Source organism: Bacillus sp. FSL R5-0585, assembly GCF_038004545.1.
GTDB classification, from domain to species: domain Bacteria; phylum Bacillota; class Bacilli; order Bacillales; family Bacillaceae_G; genus Bacillus_A; species Bacillus_A cereus.
Genome location: NZ_JBBORJ010000001.1, coordinates 484,026 through 504,454 on the forward strand (window position 1 = coordinate 484,026; position 20,429 = coordinate 504,454).

The following is a 20,429-nucleotide window of genomic DNA, read 5'->3' on the forward strand; positions in this document are numbered from 1 at the left end:
ATAAGAAAAGAGAAGCGGAGGAGTTAGTAGTGCGTGTATTAGTGAGTGGTGGGGGTACTGGTGGTCATATTTATCCAGCTCTTGCTTTAATTAGAGAAATAAAAAAGTTAAATCCAGAAGCAAGATTTTTATATATTGGTACGGAAAATGGACTAGAGAGTACAATCGTTCCAAAAGCAGGTATACCATTTCAATCTATTGTTATAAGTGGATTTAAACGAAAAATATCATTAGATAATGTGAAAACAGTAATGCGTTTTCTAAAAGGTGTACAGGATAGTAAACGATATATTCGTCGTTTTAATCCGGATATCGTAATTGGAACGGGTGGATATGTATGTGGACCAGTTGTATACGCTGCAGCCAAATTAGGTATTCCAACTATTGTACATGAACAAAATAGTGTACCAGGTGTAACGAACAAGTTTTTAAGCCGTTATGTTGATAAAGTTGCTGTTTGTTTTGAAGCAGCTATAGAGCATTTTCCAGAGTCAAAAGTGGTAATGACAGGTAATCCACGAGCATCAGAGGTAATGGATCAAAATGGAATGAAGGGGAAACGTTCAGTTGGGCTTTCTCTTCCTAAAAAGTCTGTACTTATATTTGGTGGAAGTCGTGGGGCTAGACCGATTAACGATGCCTTCGTTGAAGCAATTGAACAGTTTGGGAACAAAAGCTACGAAATACTATATGTAACAGGTGAAGTACATTATGACAAAGTGATGGAAGCCGTGAAGCAAAAAGGGAACCCAAGCAATGTTATTATTAAGCCGTTCATTCATAATATGCCAGAGGTACTAACTGGTGTAGACCTTGTTGTTTCAAGGGCTGGGGCAACAACACTTGCAGAATTAACAGCGTTAGGAAAACCAAGTGTGTTAATACCGAGTCCGTATGTAACAAATAATCATCAGGAAAAGAATGCACGTTCAGTTGTTGATAAAGGAGCGGCAAAAATGTTACTAGAAAAAGATTTAACAGCTGAAACGCTTATTCGTGATATTGATGAGATTTTATTAGATGCACAAACATTACAAAATATGAAGCTAGCTGCTAAGCAACTAGGTATTCCAGATTCAGCAAATAAGCTGTATGAAGTAATGAATAAGCTTGTAAAAAAATAAAGTGAGGCTTTAATCAGCGGGGAGTGATTCTCTCTCGTTGATTATTACCTTTCACTAATCGGATGTTTACTGGTATCCTCATTCCGCCTAATTTCTTTATTATCGCCTAATTTTGATTTAGGAGCTGTACTGCCCGTAAATAGAGGGATAACGTTAGGTGAACGCCCTGCATATTATTGTCATAAGGAGACTTAATATGGGGGAGATTGTCTATGGAACAATTAGTAAATGAGCTTATAGAAGCAGACGTTGGTCGTGTTTTAGTTAACGAGCCGTTAGCACGTTATACAACTATGAAAATAGGTGGACCAGCGGATATTTTAATTGTGCCAAAGCATGTAGCCGGTATTGAAAAAACATTACAGTTAGTAAAACAATACAAAACGAAGTGGACTGTAATTGGTCGCGGTTCAAACCTTCTTGTATCTGATCAAGGCATAGAAGGTGTTGTTATTCGTTTAGGAGAAGGATTAGATCACTTAGAGGTCGAAAAACATAAGGTAAGAGTTGGTAGTGGATATCCTCTTATTAAATTGTCAACTTTACTTAGTCGTCAAGGGTTAGCTGGATTGGAGTTTGCAAGCGGTATTCCAGGAAGTGTCGGTGGTGCAGTATATATGAATGCAGGTGCACATAAATCGGATATATCGAGTGTATTATCGAAGGCTCTCATTCTGTTTGAAGACGGTACAATTGACTGGTTAACGAATAAAGAACTGGAGTTTTCTTATCGGGCATCTGTATTGCAAACGAAACGTCCTGGTATTGTTTTAGAGGCGGTGTTTCAATTACAGGCGGGAAAACGTGAAGAAATTGTACGTAGCATGCAAAATAATAAAGATTACCGCCGTGAAACGCAACCATGGAATCACCCGTGTGCAGGAAGTGTATTTCGGAATCCAATCCCACATTTTGCAGGAGATTTAGTAGAAAAAGCAGGGCTTCGTGGTTATAGGATTGGTGGAGCTCAAATCTCTGAAATGCATGGCAATTTTATTGTTAATACCGGGGGAGCTTCAGCGCAAGATGTATTGTCTTTAATTGAATTAATAAAACATACAATTAAGGATAAATTTGATGTAGATATGCACACAGAAGTAGAAATCATTGGAAGATAACGGTTATTCGTTCCGCTCATTATCATTTATGTTATAATAAGAAGATAAGAACGGCATGAGGAACATGCCGTTCTTTATGTTACATAGGGGGATCGTACATGAATAATAGTAAAGTGATTAAACTACAAGATCGTGTACCAAAATTGAAAAATCAAAAGAAAAAAAACAAAAAAAATGTTAATCATCGATTGATTTTATACATATCAATTTTATTTTTATTAGTGCTCTTTTTAATTTATTTTCGGTCTCCGCTTAGTAATATAAAAAAGATTAGTGTGTTTGGAAATCACTATATGACGGATGAACAAGTAATGAAGGATTCAGGCGTGACATATGATACAAGTTATTTCCGAGTGACAGCACATAAAGCTGAAGAAAACTTAACGAAGCGAAAAGAAATTAAAGCAGTAAATGTAAAAAAACGTTTTCCAAACAATATTGATATTCATATCGAAGAATATTTAACGATTGGTTATATAAATAAAGAGGGAAAATTACAACCGTTATTAGAGAATGGAAAAACGCTTGATGTACTACCTAATGGAAAACTTCCTGTTGCAGCACCGATTTTCGAACCTTTTAAAGAAGAGAAAATGAAGGAGTTAATCGCTGAACTAGAAAAATTAACACCAGCTATTTTAAAATCTATTTCGGAGATTCGCTATTCACCAACGAATGCGAATGAAGATCATCTTACTTTATATATGAATGAAGGTTATGAAGTGAGCACTACAATTCAAAATTTCGCAAAACGTATGGAAGCCTATCCGCTTATTTTAAAAACAATTGAGCCAGGTAAGAAGGTATTAATTGACTTAGAAGTAGGTGCATATACGAAAGAATTAGGTGCGGAAGAAAAAAAAGAATAGAATGGTAGTTTTCGTTACTTATAGCAGAAAAAACGAAACGAATGTTCTATTATGTGTATACGAATTTAGAAGAATGGTTCATTTGATGAAAAATATGTAAAAATTCTTAGATTCATACTAGTATTGGTACAAGTTTCACTTTTCTATGAGTACATCTTAGTGTAGACTTATACTTGGCGGTAAACTTTACACTCGAAATAGAATTATTTCAAGATAAGCAGTTATTCATAGTTTACTGCGATATTCTTAATTGAATGCTAAATAAAAATAAGAAAAATATAGGGTTAAAAAAGGGAAACGTATAAAGACGTTGAATATTTTTCTTATAAATAGTAAAGTTGCGATTGTTGTTCCATATATTGAGTTGTATGGTATAAATAAAGAAGGAGGTGCCAAAGAATGAACAGCAATGAAATATATGTTAGTCTTGACATCGGTACATCCAATGTTAAAGTCATCATTGGTGAAATGGTTAATGACAGCTTAAACATTATTGGTGTTGGAAATGTAAAATCAAATGGTTTAAAGAAGGGATCGATAGTTGATATAGACGAGACTGTTCGATCAATTAAAAAAGCAATTGAACAAGCTGAGCGCATGGTGGGAATCCACATTGAGCAAGTTGTAGTAGGTGTCAATGCAAACCAGGTACAGCTACTTCCTTGTCACGGAGTAGTTGCTGTTTCAAATGAAGATCGTGAAATCGGGAATGAAGATGTCTTACGCGTTCTAGATGCAGCACAAGTTGTGTCAATTGCTCCAGAACGTGAGTTTATTGATGTGGTACCTCGACAGTTCATCGTAGACGGTCTTGACGAGATTAACGATCCACGCGGGATGATCGGTGTAAGATTAGAAATGGAAGGTACACTTATTACAGGCTCGAGAACTTTACTACATAACCTACTTCGTTGTGTAGAAAAAGCAGGTCTTGAAATTGTTGATATTTGTCTTCAACCTTTAGCGGCTGCAACAGTTGCAATATCTTCAGATGAAAAAAATAGAGGAGTAGCCCTTGTTGATATGGGGGGAGGATCTACAACTTTATCTATTTTTAAAGATGGAGAGTTACAAGCGACAAGCGTATTACCATTAGGTGGAGACCATATAACGAAAGATATTGCGATTGGGTTGAAAACTTCAACAGAAAATGCAGATCAAATTAAGTTGAAATATGGACATGCTTTTTATGATACAGCATCTGAAGAAGAGATGTTTACGGTTCCTATTATGGGAAGTGATCAAACAGAACAATATTCTCAGTTGGAATTATCGGATATAATAGAGGCTCGTGTAGAGGAAATTTTAATGTTTGTTCAAGATGAAGTGCGTAAGTTAGGAGTAAAGCAAGTGGCTTCTGGTTATGTACTAACTGGCGGAATTGCTTCTATGCCAGGTGTTCTTGATCTTGCATATGATATTTTACATGAAAATGTTCGTGTAGCAACTCCTGATTATATTGGTGTGCGTGAGCCCCAATATACAAGTGGAGTTGGATTAATTAAACATTCTTATCAAAAAGCTAAATTACGTGGGAAAAATGTGCAGGAAAAGCAAGAGCATTTTGAACCAGTACCAGCACCAGCACCAACGCCGGTACAACAGCAACCCACGAAACAAAAAACTCGTAATCAAAACAATAATAATCAAAATGATGACCGCATGATGTCAAAAGTAAAACGTGTATTCCGTTATTTATGGGATTAAAATTGGACACGAAAAATGAGGTTCTAGGGGGATTTCGACATGTTAGAGTTTGATACTACTCAAGATCAATTAGCGAATATAAAAGTTATCGGTGTCGGCGGTGGCGGAAACAATGCTGTAAACCGTATGATTGAACACGGTGTACAAGGTGTAGACTTTATCGCTGTGAACACTGATGCACAAGCATTAAATCTATCAAAAGCTGAAACAAAAATGCAAATTGGTGGAAAATTAACGCGTGGACTTGGTGCAGGCGCAAACCCTGAAGTAGGGAAAAAAGCTGCAGAAGAAAGTAAAGAACAGATCCAAGAAGCACTTCGTGGTGCGGATATGGTCTTCGTAACTGCCGGTATGGGCGGTGGAACTGGAACTGGTGCAGCTCCAGTTGTTGCTCAAGTTGCAAAAGAATTAGGTGCTTTAACAGTAGGTGTTGTAACACGTCCATTTACTTTTGAAGGACGTAAGCGTGCGACGCAAGCAGCATCTGGTATTGCAGCATTTAAAGAAAATGTAGATACTCTTATTGTAATTCCAAACGATCGCTTATTAGAGATTGTTGATAAAAATACGCCAATGTTAGAAGCATTCCGTGAAGCTGATAATGTATTACGTCAAGGTGTTCAAGGTATTTCGGATTTAATTGCAACGCCAGGTTTAATTAACTTAGACTTTGCAGACGTAAAGACAATTATGTCTAATAGAGGTTCTGCTTTAATGGGTATTGGTTCTGGTAATGGGGAAAATCGTGCTGCAGAAGCTGCGAAAAAAGCGATTTCTAGCCCATTACTAGAAACATCTATTGATGGAGCTCAAGGTGTTATCATGAACATTACGGGTGGAGCTAACTTAAGCTTATATGAAGTACAAGAAGCGGCAGACATCGTAGCTTCAGCTTCAGATCCAGAAGTAAATATGATCTTCGGTTCTGTTATTAACGAAGGATTAAAAGATGATATCGTTGTAACTGTAATTGCAACTGGTTTTGATGATAGCATTGCAACTCAACCACCAAAACCAATTATTCGTCCGAATGCGAACCACACGCAACAACAGCAACAACCAGTAGCTCAACCTTCAAAACAGCGTGAAGTAAAACGTGAAATGAAGCGTGAAGAGCCAGTTGTACATGAGCGTCATTCAGATTCAGATGATATCGATATTCCAGCATTTTTACGTAACCGTCGTAGACGATAAAAAAAGGAGCTTTCATGCTCCTTTTTGTTTTTTATGGAAAAGACCTGCTAAGCAGGTCTTTTTTTATTTCGTATATTTCAATATATTTTGTTTGTGAAAATAAGAGTATATCATTCTATGAATTTGTACTTTTATTTTTTACCGACAGATTATGTCTAGAAATCACAAAATAACAAAAAAACACCTCCGCAAATTGACACACTTTCCTATTGGATATGCATTATACTAGTCTCAACTTGAAAAAAGAGGTGAATTGTTTGGTTGTTTACGCCGACGTTGTTTGGTTGTTAAACGCCTGCATTGATTTTCTTTTGCTTTTATTAACAGCTACCGTGTTAAAAAAGAAAATCAAAAGATGGAGGCTTGTGTTAGGGGCATTTATAGGTTCAACTATTGTTATTTTTGCCTTTACTCCTTTTGCTTCTATGATGACACATCCAATTATGAAACTACTGTACTCGTTACTTATTGTGTATACAGCATTTGGGTTTACGACATTTAGAAATTATGCACAAACTGTTTTTACTTTTTACTTTGTAACCTTTATGGTTGGCGGAGGATTAATTGGAACTCATTTCTTTTTGCAAACGAATGAAATGGTAAATGGATTGGTTCAATCTCAGTCAATTTCTTACGGTGATCCAATTAGTTGGTTATTTGTTATTTTTGGTTTTCCAGTAATTTATTATTTTTCTAAAAAGCGTATTGAAAGCGTAGAGGTCACGAAAATACACTATGATCAAATTGTGAAAGTAAAAATTCAATTAGCCGAAGAAGAACTAGAACTCGCAGGTCTTATTGACAGTGGGAACCAACTTTATGATCCATTAACAAAAACACCTGTTATGATTATGCATGTTTCATCATTAGAACATTGCTTACCATCTTGGTTAACAGAACAAATTTATTCCAAAACAGAAATTCCTCAAATACCAGAAAATGATTCTGGTTGGGCGACCAAATTACGCTTAATTCCTTTCCGTGCAGTAGGAGTAGAGAGTCAATTTTTGTGGGCAATTAAGCCTGACAGTGTGCAAGTTGACCATGAAGGTAGTTCTATTGTTGTAAACAAAGTATTAATTGGATTAAATACACAACAGCTGTCTACTAATGGGGAGTATCAATGTATTGTGCATCCAAAAATGTTGATTTCGCAAAAAATGGTGATCGCTTAATAAATGAGAGGCGGGATAATATGATGAAATTAAAATTTTATTTAGTATACCTTTGGTATAAAGTATTGCTGAAATTAGGAATTAAGACCGATGAAATTTATTATATTGGTGGAAGTGAAGCGTTGCCACCACCGTTAACAAAAGAAGAAGAGGAAGTTCTTTTGAATAAATTGCCAAAAGGAGATCAGGCAGCAAGGTCATTACTTATTGAACGTAACTTAAGGCTCGTTGTATATATAGCAAGAAAGTTTGAAAATACAGGGATAAATATTGAAGATTTGATTAGTATAGGAACAATCGGCCTTATTAAAGCGGTAAATACATTTAATCCAGAAAAGAAAATAAAATTAGCAACATATGCATCGCGTTGTATAGAAAATGAAATTTTAATGCATTTACGTCGAAATAACAAAAATCGTTCGGAAGTTTCTTTTGATGAACCACTAAACATTGATTGGGATGGGAATGAACTGTTATTGTCTGACGTGTTAGGTACAGATGATGATATTATTACAAAAGATTTAGAAGCTACTGTAGATCGTCACCTTTTAATGAAAGCATTACACCAATTAAATGATCGTGAAAAACAAATTATGGAACTTCGGTTTGGGCTTGCTGGAGGAGAGGAAAAGACGCAAAAAGATGTGGCTGATATGCTTGGGATTTCACAGTCATACATTTCGCGTTTAGAAAAAAGAATTATAAAAAGATTAAGAAAAGAATTTAATAAAATGGTGTAAAGAATAAGACCAGCCGTTATGTAGGCTGGTCTTATTCTATTTAGTTGTATTAGGAAAGATAATTTAAATAATAAATCGTGAAAAAACCACATGCATAAAATCCCCTTCAAAGGAAATACTTTACACTGTACAGCAACTCCCGATAGGAGGGAACACTTTGACGAGAAACAAAGTAGAAATTTGCGGTGTTGATACAGCTAAACTTCCAGTATTAAAAAATGAAGAGATGCGTAAATTATTTCGTGAAATGCAAAGTGGAGAGATAAGCGCAAGAGAAAAATTAGTGAATGGAAACTTACGTCTTGTACTGAGCGTCATCCAAAGATTTAATAACAGAGGAGAATATGTTGACGATTTATTTCAAGTTGGTTGCATCGGACTTATGAAATCAATTGATAATTTTGATTTAGGCCAAAATGTAAAATTTTCAACGTATGCTGTGCCGATGATTATTGGGGAAATACGCAGATATTTGCGTGATAATAATCCGATTCGCGTATCGCGCTCATTGCGAGATATTGCGTATAAAGCTTTGCAAGTAAGAGAAAAATTGATTGCAGAAAATTCAAAAGAACCAACAGCAATGGATATTGCAAAAGTGCTAGAAGTAACTCATGAAGAGATAGTATTTGCTTTAGATGCGATTCAAGATCCAGTTTCATTATTTGAACCGATTTATAATGATGGGGGAGATCCTATCTTTGTTATGGATCAGTTAAGTGATGAAAAACAAAAGGACGAGCAGTGGGTTGAAGAATTAGCATTGAAAGAAGGAATGAAGCGTTTAAATGATAGAGAGAAAATGATTATTAGAAAACGTTTCTTCCAAGGAAAGACACAGATGGAAGTTGCAGAAGAAATTGGGATTTCCCAAGCGCAAGTATCACGTTTAGAGAAGTCAGCCATTAAACAAATGAATAAAACGATTCAAGGATAAGGTCTCACCAATTATGGTGAGACCTTTTTATATGTAATATGGTTTGTGCTCATAGTAGGGGATTAGTGTTCATATAATGAAACTAGCATGGTGTTTCGTATAGGTGGCTTCCTGTAAATATGAGAAACAGTTTCCAATTTGTCATATAAGGGAGAGGATAAAAATGGTGATACGAATTTCAGAGTTACAGATGAAGGATGTTATAAATATTTCAGATGGAAAAAGGATTGGGAATATTGGAGATATTGAATTTGATATGAACACAGGGAAAATTTGTTCTGTTATTATTTCCAAACAGACACGTATGCTAGGTATTTTTGGAAAAGATGTTGAGATTGTAATTCCTTGGAAGGAAATTGTGAGAATTGGGGAAGATGTCATACTTGTAAGAGTAAATCCTGTTAATTCTGTAACAGAATCAATACAAACACCGACAATTTCATAAAGAATATTACAAATTCCTCTTTTTTTTCTGTTAGGATTATGAAAAAATAAAAGTATGGTAAAATAGACAGGAAGTACCATGCTTTTTTCTGTTATTTTAATTAAAAGGAGCCGCTTTATTATGAGAGAACCATTTAAATATGTGGACGGTATACTGTATTTACAAGCGTGGAAAGAACTTGGAAACATTACTGCTGGATTTACGACAAAAGATGGTGGGATAAGTACGGGCTCCTTTCATGCGATGAATTTAGGATTACATGTGAATGATATCGTGGAGAACGTTCATGAAAACAGACGCATTTTAGCAAATAAGTTACAAAAACCATTAGAAAACTGGATTTGCTCTGAACAAGTTCATGCTCATCATGTTGAAAAAGTAGGGCAACAGGAAAAGGGAAGTGGTGTCTATTCATATGAGGACGGCATTTCAAAAACAGATGGCATTTATACGAGTAACGAAGATGTTCTGTTAACGTCTTGTTACGCGGATTGTGTTCCGCTCTATTTTTATGCACCATCACATGGTATGATAGGACTTGCGCATGCTGGATGGAAAGGCACTGTACAAGAGATTGCAAAGGAAATGATTCAAAAGTGGAATGCAGAAGGTATTTCAAGTGATGAAATTCATGTTGCAATTGGGCCGTCGATCGGATCTTGTTGTTATGTTGTGGATGATCGTGTATTAACAGCAGCACAGGAAGTAGTTAGCGGTGCTGTTCCTCATCAAAAAATTTCTGACGGGCAGTACGCAATTAATTTAAAAGAAATTAATCGTATATTATGTGTACAAGCAGGCATAAAAGAAGAGCATATTGTAATGTCATCTCTTTGTACAAGCTGTGAAGAGCAACTATTTTTCTCTCATCGTCGTGATCAAGGTAAGACAGGAAGAATGTTGAGTTTCATAGGTTTTAAGGAGGAAGGAAGCAAGTGACAGTACAAGAAAATTTAGTAATTGTAAATGAAGCTATTAAAGAATCTTGCGCTCGAGCTGGACGTTCGTTGCAAGATATTAAACTTGTTGCAGTTACAAAAACTGTAGGGATTGAAAAAACAAACGAAGTAATTGAAGCTGGAATTATCGATTTAGGTGAAAATAGAAATGAAGGTTTCTTACAGAAATACGAGCATTTCGGTTCAAAAGTTAATTGGCACTTTATTGGCTCATTACAAACGAGAAAAGTAAAAGAAATCATTAATGAAATTGATTATTTACATTCGTTAGATCGTCTTTCGCTGGCGAAAGAAATTCAGAAACGTGCTGATAAGAAAGTGAAATGCTTTATTCAAGTGAAAACCTCATCTGAAGAATCGAAGCAAGGATTGGCAATAGAAGAGGTTGTTTCTTTTATTCAAAGTTTGCAAGAATTCGATAAAATTGAAGTGGTTGGACTAATGACGATGGCTCCATTTACAGAAGAAGAGGAAGAAATCAGACGCTGTTTTAAGGAATTGCGTATGCTGCAAACAGAGGTGCAGGAGCTAGAGTTATTACATGCACCATGTAAAGAATTATCAATGGGAATGTCCAACGATTACACAATTGCAATTGAAGAAGGGGCTACATATATTCGTTTGGGAACGATTTTAGTAGGAAAAGCGTAAAAGGAAGGAGAATCTTATTATGAGTTGGTCAAAAGTAAAATACTTCTTTTTTGATACACCGGAAGAAAAAGAAGCAGCTCAATATGGTTATGAAAAGGAGCAAACAGACATGAAAAAGCAGCAAGATCCACCAGAACAACAAGACGTTACGTTTCCGAAAGCGCAACCGAAGCAAAATGTTGTGAGTATTGAAACAGCAAAACAATCTTCAAAAGTTGTTTTATTAGAACCACGCACATATTCGGAAGCACAAGGGATTGCGGACCACTTAAAAGGTAGACGAGCTGTTGTAATTAATTTGCAGAGAATGTCTACTGATCAAGCGGTACGTATCGTTGACTTTTTAAGTGGTACTGTATACGCTATAGGCGGGGACATTCAAAAAATAGGGCCGAAAACATTTATGTGTACACCTGAAAATGTAGATATTGTTGGTGCGATTTCAGAGTTATTCGGTGAAGAAGAAGAAACAAATATAAAGAGGTGGTAATACGCCATGACAACAGTTTTTATAGTGTTAAGTTATGCTATCGAGATTTACTCGTGGGCACTTATTATTTACATTCTCCTATCATGGTTTCCTGGTGCAAAGGAATCATCTTTTGGAGAGTTCCTGGCACGTATTTGTGAACCGTATTTAGAACCATTCCGCCGCTTTATTCCGCCGCTTGGAATGATTGATATTTCTCCAATCGTTGCGATCTTTGCGTTGAAACTTGCTAAAACTGGTTTGTTCAGTTTATTAAGCTATTTCTTATAGTAAGAAGGTAAATACATGAGCATCTACGAACATTTTAGGCCTGATGAGGAGGTCTTTGTGGATAAAGTGCTAGAGTGGAAGCGAGCGGCGGAGTACCATCAAGTGAAGTTAACGGATTTTCTTGATCCTAGGCAACAACAAATTGTTTCTATGGTAATAGGACAAGGTGATGTTGCTGTGCAATTTGGTGGTGCAACGCCTAATGCAGAGCGTAAAAGAGCACTTATTTATCCAGACTATCTAGAATTAAATGAAGAAGAATTTCAAGTAGAAGTATTAGAAATTGACTATCCTTCCAAGTTTTATACGCTAGAACATAGGCAAATATTAGGTACATTTATGTCTCTTGGTTTAACAAGAGAAAAATGTGGTGATATTTTGCTGCAAGAAAATCGTGCCCAAATTGTAGTTGCGAAAGAAATTGTATCGTATATTGAGATGAACTTACAATCAATAGGGAAAGTAAAAGTCTCTTTAGCGTCAGTGCAAGGAGAACAAATTCTACAGATAGATGAAACGTGGGGAGAGAAATCTGGAACGGTTTCTTCACTTCGTTTAGATGTTATGTTAGCTGAAATGTTACATTTATCTAGACAGAAAGTACAACCTTTCATAAAAAATGGTTTAGTAAAAGTCAATTGGAAAACAGTGGAGCAAACTTCTTATGAATGCTATCCAGGAGATGTTTTTTCCGTTAGAGGATATGGCCGAAGTAAATTATTTTCTGTAGAAGGTAGAACAAAACGCGACAAATGGAGAATTTTGTATGGTATACTAAAATGATTGGTTTTTTAGAAGGAAATCCTCCTATTTTGTCGAAGAAAAGATATAATTGAAAGAGGAAATTTAGATAACTACTTGGAGGTGGCGTTGTGCCGTTAACACCATTAGATATTCATAACAAAGAATTTGGTCGCGGATTCCGTGGCTATGATGAAGATCAAGTAAATGAGTTTCTTGATCAAATTATCAAAGATTATGAATTGGTCATTCGTGAGAAAAAAGCTTTAGAAGAAAAAGTTGCGCAGTTAGAAGGGAAGTTAGATCATTTCTCTAATATTGAAGATACGTTAAACAAATCTATCGTCGTTGCACAAGAAGCAGCGGAAGAAGTAAAACGTAATGCGCAAAAAGAAGCGAAATTAATTGTGCGTGAAGCTGAAAAGAATGCTGATCGTATTATTAACGAAGCATTAGTAAAATCAAGAAAAGTTGCTTTTGATATTGAAGAGCTAAAGAAACAAGCGAAAGTATTCCGAACTCGTTTCCGTATGTTATTAGAAACACAGCTTGAGATGTTAAACAACGATGATTGGGATAAACTAATTGAATTAGAAGACGAAGTAGATGAACTGTTGAAAAAAGAAGAAACAGTGTAAGCTTGACGTTTTTCTCATTATTACATATAATTTTAAACAACATATTTATTAAGAAAAACGAAGATAGGGATAAGTACCTTTTCAAACCTTATATAGCGAACTGAGGATGGTGTAAGCTCAGGATAAGGAGATAGTGGGAATATCACCCTGGAGTTCCGCGCTGAACAAATAGAGTAAGCGTAGGCGTGTATTCGCGTTAAGAATATAAAGAGGATTCTATACATATGTATATGATCTACTAGGGTGGTACCGCGGGAGACTTTCTCGTCCCTTTTTGGGATGAGAAGGTCTCTTTTTTATTCCGTTTTTTAAGTGTTTCTTTTATACATGTAAGGAGGAATTGAGCATGGAGTACAAAAATACATTACTGATGCCAAAAACAGAGTTCCCAATGCGTGGGAATTTACCAAAACGTGAGCCTGCAATGCAAGAAAAATGGGCTGAAATGAATATTTACGAAAAAGTACAAGAACATACAAAAGGACGTCCTTTATTTGTATTGCATGATGGACCTCCATATGCGAATGGTGACATTCATATGGGACATGCATTAAATAAAGTATTAAAAGACTTTATTGTTCGTTATAAATCAATGACTGGTTTTAGTGCGCCATATGTTCCAGGATGGGATACGCACGGTTTACCAATTGAACAAGCTTTAACAAATAAAGGTGTAAAACGTAAAGAAATGACAGTTGCTGAGTTCCGTAAGTTATGTGCAGAGTATGCATATGAACAAGTAGAACGTCAACGTGAACAATTTAAGCGTCTAGGTGTACGTGCAGATTGGGATAATCCATATATTACTTTAGAGCCAGCTTATGAAGCACAACAAATTAAAGTGTTTGGTGACATGGCGAAAAAAGGTTATATCTATAAAGGTCAAAAACCAGTTTACTGGTCTCCAACGAGTGAATCTGCTTTAGCGGAAGCTGAAATTGAATATCAAGATAAAAAATCAGCATCTATTTACGTAGCATTCCCTGTAAAAGATGGAAAGAACGTATTAGAAGGTGATGAAAAGTACATCATTTGGACAACGACACCTTGGACATTACCTGCAAACTTAGGTATTTCTGTTCACCCAGAGCTTGAATATAGCATTGTAAAAGTAAACGATGAGAAATATATCATTGCTTCTGAGCTGTTTGAGACAGTTGCAAAAACGTTAGAGTGGGAAAATGCTGAAGTTGTGAAAACAGTAAAAGGTAGCGAACTTGAGTACACAGTTGCAAAACATCCATTCTACGATCGTGATTCATTAGTTATGCTAGGAGACCACGTAACAACAGATGCAGGTACAGGTTGTGTTCATACAGCACCAGGACACGGGGAAGATGACTTCGTTGTTGGTAAAAAGTATGGATTAGAAGTACTTTGCCCAGTCGATGATAAAGGTGTATTAACAAATGAGGCACCTGGATTTGAAGGCTTATTCTATGATAAAGCTAACAAACCAATTACAGAAAAATTAGAAGAAGTAGGCGCGTTACTGAAACTAACATTCATTACACATTCATACCCACATGATTGGAGAACGAAAAAACCAATTATTTTCCGTGCGACAGCACAGTGGTTTGCATCTATTGAAGCATTCCGTAAAGAATTAATAGAAGCTGTAGCAGAAACAAAATGGGTACCAGCATGGGGAGAAACTCGTCTTCATAATATGGTTCGTGACCGTGGTGACTGGTGTATTTCTCGTCAGCGTGCATGGGGTGTGCCAATTCCGGTATTCTATGCTGAGAATGGTGATCCAATTATTACGGATGAAACAATTAACCATGTAGCAGATTTATTCCGTGAACACGGTTCTAACGTATGGTTCGAGCGTGAAGCGAAAGATCTATTACCAGAAGGATTTACACATCCAGGTAGCCCAAATGGCGAATTCCGTAAAGAAACAGACATCATGGATGTATGGTTCGATTCAGGTTCTTCTCACCAAGCGGTATTAGAAGAGCGCGAAGATTTACAGCGTCCAGCTGATTTATATTTAGAAGGATCTGACCAGTATCGTGGTTGGTTTAACTCTTCATTATCAACAGCAGTTGCTGTAACAGGTAAAGCTCCATATAAAGGCGTACTAAGTCACGGTTTCGTACTAGATGGTGAAGGACGTAAGATGAGTAAGTCGATTGGAAACATCGTCGTACCGAAGAAAATTATGGATCAATTAGGCGGAGACATTTTACGCTTATGGGTATCTTCTGTTGACTATCAATCTGACGTACGTATTTCAGATGATATTTTAAAACAAGTAGCAGAAGTGTATCGTAAAATCCGTAACACATTCCGTTTCTTATTAGGAAACTTAGACGACTTTAAGCCAAGTGAAAATGCAGTAGCTGTAGCTGAACTTCGTGAAGTAGATCGTTACATGTTAGTGAAATTAAATGACTTAATTACAAAAGTTAAAGAAGCATATGAGACATACGACTTCGCTGCTGTGTATCATGCAATTCATAACTTCTGTACAATTGATTTAAGTTCATTCTATTTAGACTTTGCAAAAGACATTTTATATATTGAAGGTGCAAACCACGAAGATCGTCGTGCGATTCAAACTGTATTATATGATGTTCTTGTTGCGTTAACGAAACTTGTAACACCAATCTTACCGCATACAGCTGATGAAGTATGGCCATACATTCCAGGCGTAACAGAAGAAAGTGTACAATTAACTGATATGCCAGAAGCTGTACAATTAGATGACGCGGAAGCGTTAAAAACAAAATGGGATGCATTTATGACATTACGTGATGACGTGTTAAAAGCACTAGAAGTAGCACGTAATGAAAAAGTAATCGGTAAGTCATTAAATGCAAGCATTACGCTATATCCAACTGCAGAAATGAAAGCTATGTTAGAGTCTATTAGCGAAGACTTAAAGCAATTATTCATCGTTTCTGAGTATAAACTTGGTGGTATGATGGATGAAGCGCCAGCAGATGCACCGAAGTATGAACATACAGCGGTTGTTGTTGCTCAAGCAACTGGTGAAACATGTGAACGTTGTTGGGTAGTTTCAGAAACAATTGGTAAAGATGCTGAACATGAAACATTATGTGAGCGTTGTGCAACAGTTGTTAAAGAAAACTATGTAAAATAATAAAAAAAGCTGACTGCTATTGATGCAGTCAGTTTTTTTGTTGATGGCATATCAAAATCACTTTCAGACTCTTTCCTGTGAAGGAAAAATGTGTGTGAGGTAAGCAAATAAATTTCGGACACACTAACTGTACATTACAGCTAGGAGGAATGTACACGTGAATGAAATTTACATGGAAATAAAAGAAGAATTGCAATTGATGAGAAAAGAGTTGCAAGAGAGACTAGCTAAAGAAGTAATGCACAAATATGATGTCGAGTTCAGCCAAGAGCTTGGATATGAAATTAAGGAAGAGATAAAGAAAAAATTGCTATTACATGATATAAAAGAGGATTTAAAGGATGTAGAACGCGCATTATTTAAAATGGAAATAGACATGTATGGTATTTGTGAAGATACGGGGAGATTAATTTCGACAAAGCAAATGAAGACAATGCCGACTGCCCGTACGATTCATGAATTCTTTTATGAAAAGGTAAATGTATGAATACGCACAACGATATTATATTACCTTTTTTTAATTTATTTTATTCTTCTATAAAGGTTCATTGTGAAAAGGTAGCAGCTATGCTAAAATTTTGAGGTACACTGTCTTTGTGGGGGAAATGAAAATGATATATTATGTAATAGCGTTATTCGTCATTGCTATCGATCAAATATCGAAGTGGTTAATTGTAAAGAACATGGAATTGGGTACGAGTATTCCGATTATCGACAATGTATTATACATAACATCACATCGAAATAGAGGCGCTGCTTGGGGTATTTTAGAAAATAAAATGTGGTTCTTCTACATTATTACAGTTGTTTTTGTAGTGTTTATTGTATTTTATATGAAAAAGTATGCGAAAACAGACAAGCTTCTAGGTATTTCGTTAGGCCTAATTTTGGGCGGGGCAATTGGTAACTTTATTGATCGTGTATTTAGACAAGAAGTAGTGGATTTCATTCACGTGTATATTTTCTCGTACAACTATCCAGTATTCAATATAGCTGATTCAGCATTATGTATTGGTGTTGTATTAATTATTATTCAAACATTATTAGAAGGCAAGAAAGCGAAGGAGTAATTGAATGAGTGAAGTAGTACAAGTAACAGTTGCAGCAGAGCAAAAAAACGAGCGAATTGATAAATTTGTTACAGGGATAAATAACGAATGGTCACGTACGCAAGTGCAGCAATGGATTAAAGATGAAGTTGTGACAGTAAACGGGAAAGCGGTAAAAGGGAATTATAAAGTAAAAGAAGAAGATGAAATTACAGTAACAATTCCTGAACCAGAAGAGTTAGATATTCAACCAGAGGATTTAAATTTAGAAATTTATTATGAAGATGCAGATGTGCTTGTTGTAAATAAGCCACGTGGTATGGTTGTACATCCAGCACCAGGGCATACAAGTGGTACACTTGTAAATGGCCTTATGCACCATTGTACAGACTTATCAGGCATTAACGGTGTAATGCGTCCAGGTATCGTGCATCGTATCGATAAAGATACATCTGGACTATTAATGGTTGCTAAAAATGATATGGCACATGAATCGCTTGTAAATCAGCTTGTAGCAAAAACAGTAACGAGACGTTACAAAGCGATTGTACACGGTGTGATTCCGCATGATAAGGGAACGATTGATGCTCCGATTGCTCGTGATAAGAAAGAGCGTCAAAGTATGACAGTTGATGAAAATGGTAAGAACGCTGTTACGCATTTCCAAGTGTTAGAACGCTTTAAAGACTTTACACTTGTAGAATGTCGCTTAGAAACGGGACGTACGCACCAAATTCGTGTTCATATGAAATATATTGGCTATCCACTTGCAGGAGATCCGAAGTATGGTCCGAAGAAAACGTTAGATATGAATGGACAAGCACTTCATGCGGGTATTTTAGGCTTTGATCATCCTCGTACTGGTGAATATATTCAGTTTGAGGCACCGATTCCAGAAGTGTTTGAAGACGCATTAAATATTTTACGAAAATAGTATTGACAAATCATAAGAAAACTGAGATACTGACAACAGTTAAATAATGATCCTTTAACACAGCCCCGTGAGGTTGAGAAGGTAACGGTTTGAAATACTTAGGGTATGTTGTACCCTTTTTTCAAAAGTCCTCTCGCACACGCTGAGAGGACTTTTTTTATACCATTACTCTCACGCAAGAAAAAAGCTTGGAGGTGTAGAGCATGCAAGAGAAAGCTGTCGTTTTAGATGACCAAATGATTCGCCGCGCTTTAACACGAATTAGTCATGAAATCGTGGAACGAAATAAAGGTGTCGATAATTGTGTTCTTGTCGGAATTAAAACTCGTGGAATTTTTATTGCACAACGTTTGGCAGAACGAATTGGTCAAATTGAAGGAAAAGAAATGGAAGTTGGAGAGTTAGACATTACGTTATATCGTGATGATTTAACACTACAATCGAAAAATAAAGAACCACTTGTAAAAGGTTCTGATATCCCTGTAGATATTACGAAGAAAAAAGTTATCCTTGTGGATGACGTATTATATACAGGAAGAACAGTTCGAGCAGCAATGGATGCTCTTATGGATTTAGGTAGACCATCTCAAATCCAATTGGCGGTTCTTGTTGATAGAGGTCATCGCGAATTACCAATTCGCGCTGATTATGTAGGGAAGAATATTCCAACATCAAGTGAAGAGCGTATCGAAGTTGATTTGCAAGAGACAGATCAACAAGATCGAGTAAGCATATACGATAAGTAAAGCCCTTTTAAATGTAGTCCTGTGAGGCTGCCAAAGGGTCTTGGCTTTCATATGTCAAATTTGGCATACGAAAGTGTAGGACTCTTTGTGCACAGGCACAAAGAGTTTTTTTATTGCAAAGATTTAAACTGAAGGAGGATGTAACAATGGAACAAAAGCCAGTGTTAGACGTTAATGAAGTACCGAAACCGGGAAAATGGTTATTTTTAAGTATACAACATTTGTTCGCGATGTTTGGATCAACAGTGCTTGTTCCGTTTTTAACAGGATTGAATCCATCAGTAGCATTAATATCAAGTGGATTAGGAACGTTAGCGTTTCTTCTTATAACGAAAGGTCAAGTACCTGCTTATCTAGGATCATCATTCGCCTTTATCGCACCGATTATAACAGCGAAAACGGCAGGTGGACCGGGAGCGGCAATGCTTGGTGGTTTGCTAGCAGGACTTGTGTACATCTTAATCTCACTCGGAATTAAGAAATCAGGATCAGAGTGGATTATGAAATTACTACCACCAATCGTAGTTGGTCCAGTAGTAATGGTAATCGGTCTAGCTTTAGCACATACAGCAGTTAACATGGCGATGAACGGTGCGGATGGCAAATATAGCTTTACACACTTTTCAGTAGCGTTAGTAACATTAGCAATTACAATTATATGCTCGATATTTGGAAGAGGATTTTTCAGTATCATACCAGTGTTACTTGGTATTATCGGCGGATATATCTTCGCTTACTTCCAAGGGCTAGTAGACTTAAAGCCGGTAGCTGAGGCAAAATGGTTTGTTGTACCAGATTTCACAGTACCATTTGTAACATACACACCAGAGTTTTCATGGAAGATTGTACTCTTGATGGTACCAGTTGCACTAGTAACAATATCAGAACATATCGGACATCAAATTGTTCTTGGAAATGTTATTAAAAGAGATTTAATTGAAAAACCAGGTTTACACCGTTCAATCTTCGGTGACGGAGTAGCAACATTAATCGCGTCACTAATCGGTGGGCCACCGAATACAACGTATGGTGAAAACATCGGTGTGCTAGCAATTACGAGAGCATACAGTGTATACTTATTCATCGGTTCAGCAGTATTTGCAATCATGTTCGGATTTATCGGTAAGATTTCTGCACTGATTCATTCGATCCCAACACCAGTTATGGGTGGTGTATCAATCTTACTATTCGGTGTAATCGCATCAAGCGGATTACGCATGATGGTAGATGATAAAACAGATTTAAGTGACAAACGAAACTTAATGATTGCATCAGTAATATTAGTAATCGGTATTGGTGGAGCGGTACTTCATGTAGGAGAATCATTCCAAGTAGAAGGAATGGCATTAGCAGCAATTGTAGGTGTACTGTTAAATCTACTACTACCGGAAACGAAACAAATAAAACAATCTAAGCAGATTGCTTCATAATAATAACCTTTTAATTCAGTCCTGTGAGACCGGAAAGGGTGGCTTCTTTCTTGCACCCTAGTCTCACATGACTAGGGTATTTTTATGCAAAGGTTGTTAT

21 protein-coding genes and 1 other annotated feature are annotated in these 20,429 nt (G+C 36.4%); all 21 genes read left to right on the top strand.

All coding sequences use genetic code 11. The features are described 5' to 3' along the window. Positions 1–29: 29 nt before the first annotated feature. Positions 30–1,124: an undecaprenyldiphospho-muramoylpentapeptide beta-N-acetylglucosaminyltransferase gene (murG, locus tag MKY38_RS02755; RefSeq protein WP_341050237.1), complete on the top strand. Its 1,095-nt coding sequence runs from the start codon at positions 30–32 to the stop codon at positions 1,122–1,124. Positions 1,125–1,336: 212 nt separating this feature from the next. Then, positions 1,337–2,242 (top strand): UDP-N-acetylmuramate dehydrogenase, encoded by a 906-nt coding sequence (gene murB / locus MKY38_RS02760; protein ID WP_000437024.1) that lies wholly within the window; start codon positions 1,337–1,339, stop codon positions 2,240–2,242. A 98-nt stretch (positions 2,243–2,340) separates the two neighbouring features. Continuing rightward, complete coding sequence (gene divIB / locus MKY38_RS02765) at positions 2,341–3,111, top strand: cell division protein DivIB (protein WP_001065793.1); 771 nt, start codon at positions 2,341–2,343, stop codon at positions 3,109–3,111. A gap of 399 nt (positions 3,112–3,510) precedes the next feature. Then, complete coding sequence (gene ftsA / locus MKY38_RS02770; RefSeq protein WP_001087558.1) at positions 3,511–4,818, top strand: cell division protein FtsA; 1,308 nt, start codon at positions 3,511–3,513, stop codon at positions 4,816–4,818. Positions 4,819–4,857: 39 nt separating this feature from the next. Continuing rightward, positions 4,858–6,012, top strand: a complete 1,155-nt coding sequence (gene ftsZ, locus MKY38_RS02775; RefSeq protein WP_000888984.1) for a cell division protein FtsZ — start codon at positions 4,858–4,860, stop codon at positions 6,010–6,012. Between the two features lie 257 nt (positions 6,013–6,269). Next, the gene (gene spoIIGA, locus MKY38_RS02780) at positions 6,270–7,187 is read left to right on the top strand and encodes a sigma-E processing peptidase SpoIIGA (protein ID WP_000261975.1); all 918 of its coding nucleotides are present in this window, start codon (positions 6,270–6,272) and stop codon (positions 7,185–7,187) included. 20 nt (positions 7,188–7,207) lie between these two features. Continuing rightward, positions 7,208–7,927: an RNA polymerase sporulation sigma factor SigE gene (gene sigE, locus MKY38_RS02785; protein WP_000976948.1), complete on the top strand. Its 720-nt coding sequence runs from the start codon at positions 7,208–7,210 to the stop codon at positions 7,925–7,927. Positions 7,928–8,084: 157 nt separating this feature from the next. Beyond that, on the top strand, positions 8,085–8,864 hold the full coding sequence (gene sigG / locus MKY38_RS02790) for an RNA polymerase sporulation sigma factor SigG (protein ID WP_000197755.1): 780 nt from the start codon (positions 8,085–8,087) through the stop codon (positions 8,862–8,864). 163 nt (positions 8,865–9,027) lie between these two features. Beyond that, positions 9,028–9,309 carry a YlmC/YmxH family sporulation protein gene (locus MKY38_RS02795; RefSeq protein WP_341048016.1) on the top strand — a complete coding sequence of 94 codons (282 nt, stop codon included), beginning with the start codon at positions 9,028–9,030 and terminating at the stop codon, positions 9,307–9,309. Positions 9,310–9,429: 120 nt separating this feature from the next. Continuing rightward, complete coding sequence (gene pgeF, locus MKY38_RS02800; protein ID WP_001209008.1) at positions 9,430–10,248, top strand: peptidoglycan editing factor PgeF; 819 nt, start codon at positions 9,430–9,432, stop codon at positions 10,246–10,248. Beyond that, positions 10,245–10,919 (top strand): YggS family pyridoxal phosphate-dependent enzyme, encoded by a 675-nt coding sequence (locus MKY38_RS02805; RefSeq protein WP_000218005.1) that lies wholly within the window; start codon positions 10,245–10,247, stop codon positions 10,917–10,919. The genes pgeF and MKY38_RS02805 overlap by 4 nt, the downstream gene beginning before the upstream one ends. 19 nt (positions 10,920–10,938) lie before the next feature. Next, entirely contained in the window at positions 10,939–11,409 is a 471-nt protein-coding gene (locus MKY38_RS02810) for a cell division protein SepF (protein WP_000119129.1), read from the top strand. A gap of 6 nt (positions 11,410–11,415) precedes the next feature. Continuing rightward, positions 11,416–11,679 carry a YggT family protein gene (locus tag MKY38_RS02815; RefSeq protein ID WP_000214233.1) on the top strand — a complete coding sequence of 88 codons (264 nt, stop codon included), beginning with the start codon at positions 11,416–11,418 and terminating at the stop codon, positions 11,677–11,679. Positions 11,680–11,694: 15 nt separating this feature from the next. Beyond that, positions 11,695–12,462, top strand: a complete 768-nt coding sequence (locus MKY38_RS02820; protein WP_002164454.1) for a YlmH family RNA-binding protein — start codon at positions 11,695–11,697, stop codon at positions 12,460–12,462. Positions 12,463–12,551: 89 nt separating this feature from the next. Continuing rightward, positions 12,552–13,058 carry a septum site-determining protein DivIVA gene (gene divIVA, locus MKY38_RS02825; protein ID WP_001131611.1) on the top strand — a complete coding sequence of 169 codons (507 nt, stop codon included), beginning with the start codon at positions 12,552–12,554 and terminating at the stop codon, positions 13,056–13,058. 51 nt (positions 13,059–13,109) lie between these two features. Further along, positions 13,110–13,333: a binding site (T-box leader), on the top strand. 71 nt (positions 13,334–13,404) lie between these two features. Beyond that, positions 13,405–16,170, top strand: coding sequence for an isoleucine--tRNA ligase (gene ileS2, locus MKY38_RS02830; protein WP_000455951.1), 2,766 nt, complete (start codon positions 13,405–13,407; stop codon positions 16,168–16,170). A gap of 157 nt (positions 16,171–16,327) precedes the next feature. Then, positions 16,328–16,657, top strand: coding sequence for a molecular chaperone DnaK (locus MKY38_RS02835; RefSeq protein WP_001002955.1), 330 nt, complete (start codon positions 16,328–16,330; stop codon positions 16,655–16,657). 124 nt (positions 16,658–16,781) lie between these two features. After that, the gene (lspA, locus tag MKY38_RS02840) at positions 16,782–17,240 is read left to right on the top strand and encodes a lipoprotein signal peptidase LspA (RefSeq protein WP_000642180.1); all 459 of its coding nucleotides are present in this window, start codon (positions 16,782–16,784) and stop codon (positions 17,238–17,240) included. Between the two features lie 4 nt (positions 17,241–17,244). Beyond that, the gene (locus MKY38_RS02845) at positions 17,245–18,153 is read left to right on the top strand and encodes an RluA family pseudouridine synthase (RefSeq protein ID WP_000005833.1); all 909 of its coding nucleotides are present in this window, start codon (positions 17,245–17,247) and stop codon (positions 18,151–18,153) included. Positions 18,154–18,356: 203 nt separating this feature from the next. Continuing rightward, complete coding sequence (gene pyrR / locus MKY38_RS02850; protein ID WP_001156491.1) at positions 18,357–18,899, top strand: bifunctional pyrimidine operon transcriptional regulator/uracil phosphoribosyltransferase; 543 nt, start codon at positions 18,357–18,359, stop codon at positions 18,897–18,899. A gap of 146 nt (positions 18,900–19,045) precedes the next feature. Next, complete coding sequence (gene uraA, locus MKY38_RS02855) at positions 19,046–20,329, top strand: uracil permease (protein ID WP_000435928.1); 1,284 nt, start codon at positions 19,046–19,048, stop codon at positions 20,327–20,329. Positions 20,330–20,429: the final 100 nt, after the last annotated feature.

Bases quoted from the DNA above. Each gene is read 5' to 3' on its own strand.
- murB (WP_000437024.1), top strand. From the start codon at position 1,337: ATGGAACAATTAGTAAATGAGCTTATAGAAGCAGACGTTGGTCGTGTT.
- divIB (WP_001065793.1), top strand. From the start codon at position 2,341: ATGAATAATAGTAAAGTGATTAAACTACAAGATCGTGTACCAAAATTG.
- ftsA (WP_001087558.1), top strand. From the start codon at position 3,511: ATGAACAGCAATGAAATATATGTTAGTCTTGACATCGGTACATCCAAT.
- ftsZ (WP_000888984.1), top strand. From the start codon at position 4,858: ATGTTAGAGTTTGATACTACTCAAGATCAATTAGCGAATATAAAAGTT.
- sigE (WP_000976948.1), top strand. From the start codon at position 7,208: ATGATGAAATTAAAATTTTATTTAGTATACCTTTGGTATAAAGTATTG.
- MKY38_RS02795 (WP_341048016.1), top strand. From the start codon at position 9,028: ATGGTGATACGAATTTCAGAGTTACAGATGAAGGATGTTATAAATATT.
- pgeF (WP_001209008.1), top strand. From the start codon at position 9,430: ATGAGAGAACCATTTAAATATGTGGACGGTATACTGTATTTACAAGCG.
- MKY38_RS02810 (WP_000119129.1), top strand. From the start codon at position 10,939: ATGAGTTGGTCAAAAGTAAAATACTTCTTTTTTGATACACCGGAAGAA.
- MKY38_RS02815 (WP_000214233.1), top strand. From the start codon at position 11,416: ATGACAACAGTTTTTATAGTGTTAAGTTATGCTATCGAGATTTACTCG.
- MKY38_RS02820 (WP_002164454.1), top strand. From the start codon at position 11,695: ATGAGCATCTACGAACATTTTAGGCCTGATGAGGAGGTCTTTGTGGAT.
- ileS2 (WP_000455951.1), top strand. From the start codon at position 13,405: ATGGAGTACAAAAATACATTACTGATGCCAAAAACAGAGTTCCCAATG.
- lspA (WP_000642180.1), top strand. From the start codon at position 16,782: ATGATATATTATGTAATAGCGTTATTCGTCATTGCTATCGATCAAATA.
- MKY38_RS02845 (WP_000005833.1), top strand. From the start codon at position 17,245: ATGAGTGAAGTAGTACAAGTAACAGTTGCAGCAGAGCAAAAAAACGAG.
- pyrR (WP_001156491.1), top strand. From the start codon at position 18,357: ATGCAAGAGAAAGCTGTCGTTTTAGATGACCAAATGATTCGCCGCGCT.
- uraA (WP_000435928.1), top strand. From the start codon at position 19,046: ATGGAACAAAAGCCAGTGTTAGACGTTAATGAAGTACCGAAACCGGGA.